This window comes from Candidatus Methylomirabilota bacterium, assembly GCA_036001065.1.
GTDB lineage: Bacteria > Methylomirabilota > Methylomirabilia > Rokubacteriales > CSP1-6 > MNEF01.
Map to the genome: position 1 here is coordinate 1 of DASYUQ010000150.1, position 8,252 is coordinate 8,252.

The 8,252-nt window shown below is 71.4% G+C and carries 6 protein-coding genes; 5 read left to right on the forward strand and 1 reads right to left on the reverse strand.

Annotated features, from left to right (window positions below):
* On the reverse strand, positions 1-1,853 hold a 1,853-nt coding region (locus VGV13_14915; protein HEV8642385.1), incomplete at its 3' end, for a 3-oxoacyl-[acyl-carrier-protein] synthase III C-terminal domain-containing protein.
* Positions 1,854-1,913: 60 nt separating this feature from the next.
* Between VGV13_14915 and VGV13_14920 the strand changes: the two genes are divergently transcribed.
* The 5 genes from VGV13_14920 (at position 1,914) to VGV13_14940 (ending at position 8,104) form a co-directional block, all read left to right on the forward strand.
* Complete coding sequence (locus VGV13_14920) at positions 1,914-3,092, forward strand: MFS transporter (protein ID HEV8642386.1); 1,179 nt, start codon at positions 1,914-1,916, stop codon at positions 3,090-3,092.
* 127 nt (positions 3,093-3,219) lie between these two features.
* Entirely contained in the window at positions 3,220-5,358 is a 2,139-nt protein-coding gene (locus VGV13_14925) for an ATP-binding protein (GenBank protein HEV8642387.1), read from the forward strand.
* A gap of 158 nt (positions 5,359-5,516) precedes the next feature.
* A complete protein-coding gene (locus VGV13_14930; protein ID HEV8642388.1) occupies positions 5,517-6,506 on the forward strand; it encodes a CPBP family intramembrane glutamic endopeptidase in 990 nt (329 codons plus the stop codon).
* A gap of 20 nt (positions 6,507-6,526) precedes the next feature.
* Positions 6,527-6,799, forward strand: a complete 273-nt coding sequence (locus VGV13_14935; protein ID HEV8642389.1) for a hypothetical protein — start codon at positions 6,527-6,529, stop codon at positions 6,797-6,799.
* A gap of 54 nt (positions 6,800-6,853) precedes the next feature.
* The gene (locus VGV13_14940) at positions 6,854-8,104 is read left to right on the forward strand and encodes a hypothetical protein (GenBank protein ID HEV8642390.1); all 1,251 of its coding nucleotides are present in this window, start codon (positions 6,854-6,856) and stop codon (positions 8,102-8,104) included.
* Positions 8,105-8,252: the final 148 nt, after the last annotated feature.

The window sequence follows — 8,252 nt, forward strand, 5'->3', positions numbered from 1 at the left end:
GCGACGATCGCCGGATCGACGCGCATGACGACGTAGCCTCCCACTGCGCCCGCGCCGAAGCCGGGGGCGAACACGCGCAGCGGGCGGTCGAGGAGGCCCTCGCGGACGGCGTCGTGAATGGCGATGGGGATGCTGGCCGCCGAGGTGTTCCCCACGCGCTCGATGTTGAAGTAGCAGCGCGCGGGATCGATCCCGGCCGCGGTGGCCAGCTTCACCACCATCGTCTTGTTGGCCTGGTGGGGCACGATGAGGTCGATGGCGTCCATCAGCGAGCCGGAGGTCCCGTCCGGGTGCGGCAGCGCGCGCAGCTCGCCGATCATCTGGGTGAGGTAGCGCTTGACCAGCGCGCGCACCTCCGGTCCGTAGACGGTGATGTTGTTGTCGAAGTCGGGGTTGGGCCAGATGATGGAGTTTACCTCGCTCATCGGTCCACTGGCGTAGGTCTGGAACACCTCGATGTCCGGCGGCGCCCCCTCCGGGGCCGGGCCCACCACGACCGCGCCGGCGCCGTCACCGAAGATCATGCGGGAGGTGCGCACGGTGCCGATCTTGTCGGAGAACCTCTCGGCGCAGACCACGAGCACCGGGCGCTCGACCTCCTGGAGCAAGCGCACCGCCTCGGCCAGACCATAGGGGAACCCGGCGCAGGCGGCGATGATGTCGCAGGAGGCGTGGGTCTGGAAGATCCCCAGCTGGCCGGAGAGCCAGGTGGCCACCGACGGGATGATCTTGGTCGTCGTGCAGGAGCAGAAGAGCACGGCGCCGATCTCCTCGGGCCGGCGTCCGGACTTTTCGAGCGCCCGCTGGGCCGCCAGCAGCGCGAGGTGGTCGAGATCGAGCTCGGTGTACCGGCGCTGGGCGATGCCGGTCTTGGCCAGGATGTCGACCGCGGTCATCGGTGACCAGCAGTAGGCGGCGTTCCGGATGAGGTCGTCGTTGGTGCAGACGTGCTCGCCCTTCCGGACCCCCAGGGCTTCCAGACGCGGCATGATGGTGAAGCGCCGGGCGACCTCGACGGGTGGATAGGGCGTCGCCGGAGGGCGGGACTCGACCGGCGCCGGCCGGGCCAGCCGCTGGCGCCGTCCGCCCTTCACGCGACGGATGAAGTCGAGCACCGCTTCCTGGCGGGGATAGAAGACGACCACGAAGTCGTCGGGGGCGAGCTTGCCCACCTCGATCAGGCGCGTCTTCGACCGGTCCCACCGGTACTGGTTGTGCAGGACCATCGCCTGCCGCAGCAGCGCCTCCAGCTCGGGCACCTCGTGGTGACATTCGATGATGTCGTCGTAGGCGTAGCCCGGGTAGTCGGGGTCGTAGGCCAGCAGGTGATAGGTCAGTCGGCGCGGATCGGCGAGGATCTCCGCCACCGTCGGCTTGATGGCGGGAAGCTCGGCGCCGGCCCACAGCTTGTGGCGGAACACGTCGAACAGGATGCGGGACACCTTGTCCTCGGTGGCCTCGTCCCACGAGGGCTTGAGCGTCCGGTAGCCGGCCTCGAGCGCCGCCGCCAGCTCACTGCCGTCCCACGGCTTGAAGACCGGCAGGAACACGTCGTCGCGCTGGCGGGGGACGTCGCGCCAGCGCACGGGCCGCTTTTCGTACATGGTCATGGCGTAGCGGTTCACCCAGAAGAGGTTGAGGGCGACGTCCCGCAGCACATCGTAGCGTCCCTGGTAGCTCCCCGACTCCAGCCGGGCCACGACCTCCGCCTCCGTCGGCGCCTTCTCCTCGAAGTCGCGCTTGATGACGGCGGCGAACTGCTCCAGCGTCTGGAACACGGAGAAGTCGAGCTCGGGGAAGAAGTTGAAAGGAAGGACGATGCGTCCGTAGCGGTTGACGACGAAGGGTTTCATTGCAGAACCTCGACGGCAAACTTTGCCGGATGATAACACACGTGCTACAAGGCGAAGGTCATGCCGTCGCCCTACCGATGGGTCATCCTCGGGGTCACGGTCTTCGCGTTCATGCAGACCCACCTGCACCGCATGGCCTTCGCCCCGCTCATCCCCAGCTTCGTCGGCGAGCTCGGGCTCACCTACGCGGCGGCGGGCACGGTCCAGACCGCGTACTTCTGGACCTACACGGTCGTCCAGGTCCCCGTCGGTGTGATCGCGGACCGCTGGGGCACGCGGCGGCTGATGCTCACGTGCATGGCGCTGCTCGCGCTGGGCGTCGTGGCCTTCGCGCTGAGCGCGACGTTCGCGGCCAGTATCGCGGCGCGGATGCTGGTCGGGCTCGGCGCCGCCGCCGTGTGGGTGCCGGCCATGCGCCTGGTGAGCGAGTGGTTCCCGCCGGGCGAGCGGGCGCGCGCGACGGGCACCGTGTCGGCGGGCGGCGGCATCGGCGGCACCCTGGGCCTGCTCCTGGTGCCCTGGCTGGCGTCGCGGTGGGGCTGGCGCTGGGCCTACGGCGTCACGGCCGTGCCCGCGCTGCTCACGCTGGCACTGATCGCGCTCTGCCTGCGGCCGGGGCCGGGCGGCGCCGCCGCCGGCGGCACCACGGGGAGCCTCGGCACCGTGCTGGCCACGCGCGCGCTGTGGCCCTTCAACTTCATGGTCTTCTTCTCCTACGGCGCCTACTTCAGCTTCATCACGTTCCTGCCCGCCTTCCTGGTCACGGTGCTGGGCGCCACCCAGCCGCAGGCGGGCGCCATCACCGGGCTCATCACGGCGGGCACGATCGTGTCGTGGCCGCTCGCCGGCTGGCTCAGCGATCGCCAGGGACGGCGGAAGCCGATCACGCTGCTGAGCCAGACGGCCAGCGTCGCCGCCTGCGTCGTCTTCGCGCTCCTGGTGCCTGGGCTGAGCCTCCTCGGCGCGGCGCTGACGGCACTCCTGACCGGTCTGCTGATCGGCGGGATGATCCTGCCGTTCGTAATGGTCGTGGAGATGTTCCCGCACGAGCTCGCCGCCACGGCGGCCGGCGTGACCAACGCCGCCTGCTTCGTGGGCAGCATGGTGCTGCCCATCGTGCTGGGCCGCATCGTGGACGTCACCGGCGGCTTCGCCCCGGCCTTCCTGCTGGCCGGCGCCCTGCAGGCGCTCGCGCTCGGCTGCGCGGTCTTCCTCAGGGAGACGGGCCGAGCCCGGTGACGGGGCCGGGCGGCCCGTGTATACTGCCTGCGCGATCCGGGCCCCCAGATCGCGGCCGCGCTGCCCGCGTCTCTTCCGGCCCGGCTCCCCGAGGCTCTGGAGGTCGCGACGTGGAGGCCGGTGTCGAATGACGCAGGCGGGCGCGACGCGTGGCGGGAAGCGGGAGAAGATCCTCTACATCGAGGACGATCCACAAAGTCGGACGCTCGTCCGGTCCGTCCTCGAGCGCGCCGGCTACGAGATGGTGGAGGCCGAGGACGGCCTGAGCGGCATCGAGCGGGCGCTCCGGGAGCCGGTGCACCTGATCCTCCTCGATCTCAACCTTCCGGAAGTCGATGGCCATACCGTGGCCGCCATCCTGAGGACGTTTCCGAAGCTGTCCGACACGCCGATGGTCGGCGTCACCGCCTACGCGGGGGAGGGGGACCGCGAGCGGACCCTGGTGGCGGGATGCGACGGCTACATACCGAAGCCGATCGACGTCGACCGCTTCCCCCAGCAGATCACCGAATTCCTGGCCGGCAAGCGCGAACGGGTCCCCGCCGCCACCGAGAACGTTTTTCTCCGCGACCTCAACCAGCGGCTCGTCCTCCGGCTGCTGGCCCAGCTCGATGAGCTCAAGCGCCTGAACAACCACGTCGAGGAGCGCGCGCGGCGGCTGGAAGAGATCCACGAGGCCGTCCGCGACCTGACCTCCGAGCTGGGCCTGGACGCGCTGCTGGAGCGGATGCTGCCCCGCGTCGCGCGCGCCCTCGGCGCCGTCGAGGTGATCGTCGAGCTGAGCCATCCCCCCGGCACGCGGCTGGCCCCGGCGGTCGAACCGACGGGTCTCGTCGACGTCGAATGGAAGTTCCCGCTCGCGGTCCGGGGTCGGCCGCTGGGCTTCGTCATCGCGCGATACCTCCCGGGGTCGGGCCCGACGCCGGAAGACGAGCATCTCTTCAAGATCGTCGCCAACCACGTGGCCATCGCGATCGAGAACGCGCGCCTGTACGAAACCGAGCGGGCCGCCCATGCCGGGGCCGAGGCGGCGCGCCGACGGGCGGCGTTTCTCGCCGAGGCGAGCGCGGTTCTGGCCTCCTCGCTGGATTACGACGCGACGCTGTCGGAGGTCGCGCGGCTGGCGGTGCCGAGCGTGGCGGACCTCTGCGTCGTCGATATTCTCGAGGCCGACGGCTCGGTGCGGCGAGCCGTCGTCTTCGCCGGGGATGGGGGCAAGGTGGAGCTGGCCTCCGCCCTGCGCCGTCACGTGCCCGACCCCGGCTCCCTGGGCTCGGTGGCGGAGACGCTCCGCTCGGGCCAGCCGCGGGTGATCGCGGACATTCCCGACTCGTTGCTGCCCTCGATCGTGCGGGACCCCGAGCACCTCAGAGTCCTCCGCGAACTGGCGCCGAAGTCAGCCATGGTCGTGCCCATCCTGGCCCGGGGGCGGACGCTGGGGGCCATCACGTTCGTGGCCGTGGAATCCGGGCGTCGCTATGAGCCGGCCGACCTGCACTTCGCCGAGGATCTCACCGCGCGCGCCGCCCTGGCCATCGACAACGCCCGCCTCTACCGCGAAGCGCACGATGCAGACCGACGGAAGGATCAGTTCCTGGCCGTCCTCGCCCACGAGCTCCGAGCCTCGCTGGCGCCCATCGCCAGCGGGGTGGAGATCGTGCGTCGCTACGAGGACGAGGCCGCCGTGCGGCGGGCGTGCGACATCATCGATCGCCGGGTCCAGTACCAGGCGCGGCTCCTGGACGATCTGTTGGACCTGGCCCGCATCGGTCACGGCAAGATCGAGCTCCAGAAGACCGAGCTCAATGTGGCGAGCGTCATCGCCAGCGCGCTCGACGTGACCCGGCCCCTCGTCGAGGGGCGGCACCAGCGGCTCTCCCTCTCGCTGCCGGAGACGCCGATCATGGTGACGGCCGACCCGACGCGGCTGGAGCAGGTGATCGTGAATCTCTTGACCAACGCCGTGAGGTACACGCCTTCAGGGGGCCTGATCTGGGTGGCGGCCGAACGCGAGGGGGACACGGTGGTCGTCCGCGTGAGAGACACGGGTCAGGGGATTCCGCCCGGGATGCTCCAGCGCGTGTTCGATCTCTACACGCAGGTCGGGCGGTCGGGCGAAGGGGGCGGCCTCGGGATCGGCTTGGCGCTCGTGCAGCGGCTGGTGCACCTCCACGGGGGCACCGTCGACGCATACAGCGAAGGCCCGGGCCGCGGCGCCGAGTTCGTCGTGCGGCTGCCGGTCACGAGCGGACCCCGACCCACCTAGTGCCGTTCCAACTATTCGCGCCTAGGAAGGCACCGTGTACGTCGTTTGTGGACAGATTTAGTATCAACAAGTTGGAACGGCACTAGCCTCCCCCGACACGGACTGATCCTGGCCCGAGATGGGCCTGCTCTTCTCCAGCCTGTAGCCTCGGCCGGTTGATGCTCCGGCGCGGCCTCCTCGTCTGGCTCCTCATCGGCGCCGCCTTCGTGGGCCTGGAGGCGGCGGGCCTCGCGGAAGGACTCTCGCTTCCGGTCCCCCTCATCGTCGCGCTGGTGCTGGCGCGGGCGCTCGAGCACGCCGAGTGGGCGCGCCGGCGGCCCCGCCTCGTCGCGGTCGGGGTCGGCGCCGTCTGCGCCGCGCTGGCCCTGGTCGCCGGGAAGCTCGGCCTGCCGGCGGGCGATCTCTCGCCGCGCGAGCTCACCGCCGCGCTGCTCGCTGCCGCGGGGCTGGCCGTGCTGCTCTCCCCCGGTCCCGTTCGGGCGGCGCTGCTCAGACCGCTCGGGCTCGAGCCGGGCTCGCCCGTGCATGCCGTGACGGCGGTCGCGTTCGCCCTCGTCCTCGCCTCCTCGGTCGTGCTGTTCGCCCAGCTCCAGGGCGAGCCGTCGGCGAGCATCCCCTTCTACCTGAGCGACTCCGTCGTGTCGATCGTCAGCGATGTCGCCCTCGCGCTGGCCGGCGTCGGCGCGTTCCTCACGCGCGGTGCGGCCGCCACGCTGGCGCGGCTCGACCTCCGCCCGCTGCGGTTGCGCCACCTGGGCTGGGCCCTGGCGGTCGCCGTGCTCTTCCACATCGTCGTCACCGTGATGGAGTGGACCGAGGGCGTCGTGCTGCCCGACCTGCACGCGCTGGAGGACCGGTTCGACTACGAGTTCATCGGCATCCCGCCGCTCGTCGGCGCCGCGCTCGTGTCGCTGGCGGCCGGGGTGGGGGAGGAGATCCTCTTTCGCGGCGCGCTCCAGCCGCGGCTGGGCGTCGTGCTCACCGCGGCGCTCTTCGCCTCGCTGCACGTGCAGTACCAGCTCCCCGGGATCCTCATGATCTTCGTGGTCGGCCTGGCCCTGGGGTTCCTGAAGCAGCGCACCTCGACCACGTTTACGGCGGTCGTCCACGTGGTCTACGATCTAGGCGCGTTCCTGACCGACCTGTAGGGAGGATAGGGGGACCGCCCATGAACGTGCTGATCCCGAGCGGCAGCGCCGAGACGACCGTGAAGCGACTGGCCAAGCGACGCGCGAGCCTGGCCGGCTGCCGCATCGGCGTCCTCGACAACTCCAAGCCGAATGCCGACGCGCTGCTGGGCCGCCTGGCCGAGCTGCTGGTGGAGCGCGCGGGCGCACGGCGGATCCAGCGCTGGAGCAAGCCGGGCGCGTCGCGGCCGGCGGCGAACCTCGACGAGGTCGTCGCCGCCTCCGATGTGGTCCTCACCGGATCGGCGGACTGAGGCTCCTGCACGTCGTGGAGTTTCCACGACGCAGCGGAGATCGAGGCCCGGGGCGTGCCCGCCGTGGTGCTGGGCACCGACGTCTTCGCCTCGCTGGGGCGCACCGCCGCGGCCGCGCTCGGCCTGCCGCATCTGCCGCTGGTGACGGTCGCGCACCCCATCGGCGGCGTCGAGGCCTCCGCGGTCGCAGCGCGCGCCGAGCGGATCGTCGGTGACGTCCTCGACGCGCTGACCCGCGACCCCTCGCCGCCGGCGCCGGCGGAGTTCTCCCGTGTGGCGAAACTCGAGGCGCCCGACGACCTCGACGCCTTTCAGGAGTTCGCCCTGGCTCAGGGTTGGGGTGACGGCCTGCCGGTGCTCCCGCCCACCGCCGAGCGGGTCGCGCGGATCCTCGGGGGCCGGAAGGGCGCCGAGGTGGTCGCGACGCTGGCGCCGCGGCAGGGCCTGGCCACGCTGGAGGCGGTCGCCGTCAACGCGGCGCTCGCCGGCGCCGGCCCCGAGCACCTGCCCGTCGTCGTCGCCGCCCTCCGCGCCGTCGCCGACCCCCGCTTCAACCTCGAGGCGCTCCAGACGACGACGCACCCGTGCACGCCGCTGATCATCGTGAACGGCCCGGTGGGCCCGCGCCTGGACATCAGCGGCGGCGCCAACGCGCTCGGGCAGGGGCATCGGGCCAACGCCGTCATCGGACGCGCCGTGCGTCTCGCCCTCCAGAATGTCGGCGGGGCGAGCCCGGGGCAGGTGGACCGGGCCACGCTCGGCCACCCGGGAAAGTTCACCTACTGCCTCGCGGAGAACGAGGAGGCCTCGCCGTGGGCGCCGCTGCACGTCGAGCGCGGCTTCGCGACGACGGAGAGCTGCGTGACGGTCTGCGGCTCGGAGGCGCCGCACAACGTCAACGACCACGGCTCGACGTCGGCGGAGGAGCTGCTGCGGGCGCTGGCCGGCACCGCGGCCACCACCGGCAACAACAACATCTATCTGGGGGGCGAGCCGCTGCTCCTGCTCGGCCCCGAGCACGCGCGGACGGTCGCCGGCTCGGGCTGGTCCAAGCGTGACCTCAAGCGCGCCTTCTGGGAACACGCGCGCGTCCGCCTGGGCGCCTTCAGCCCCGAGAACCTCGCGCGCTTCGCGACGATCGATCCCCCGCGCTTCCGCGACCGCTGCCCGGACGACACCGTGGCGCTGGCGGCGACGCCGGACGACGTGATGGTGGTCGTGGCCGGCGGCCCGGGCAAGCACTCGGCCATCGTGCCCACCTTCGGGGCCACGCGCTCGGTGACGGTGCGGATCGAGGAGGGATGATGGGTGGGCGTATCCTCTCGGGCGCATTGACGAAGCCGGGCGGGCCCGATAGCCTCGGATCGGAGTCGACGCATGGGACTTCCCCACGTGCGCAGCCGGCGGTGGACCCGAGCCGAATACGATCGGCTGATCGACCTCGGCGTCCTCC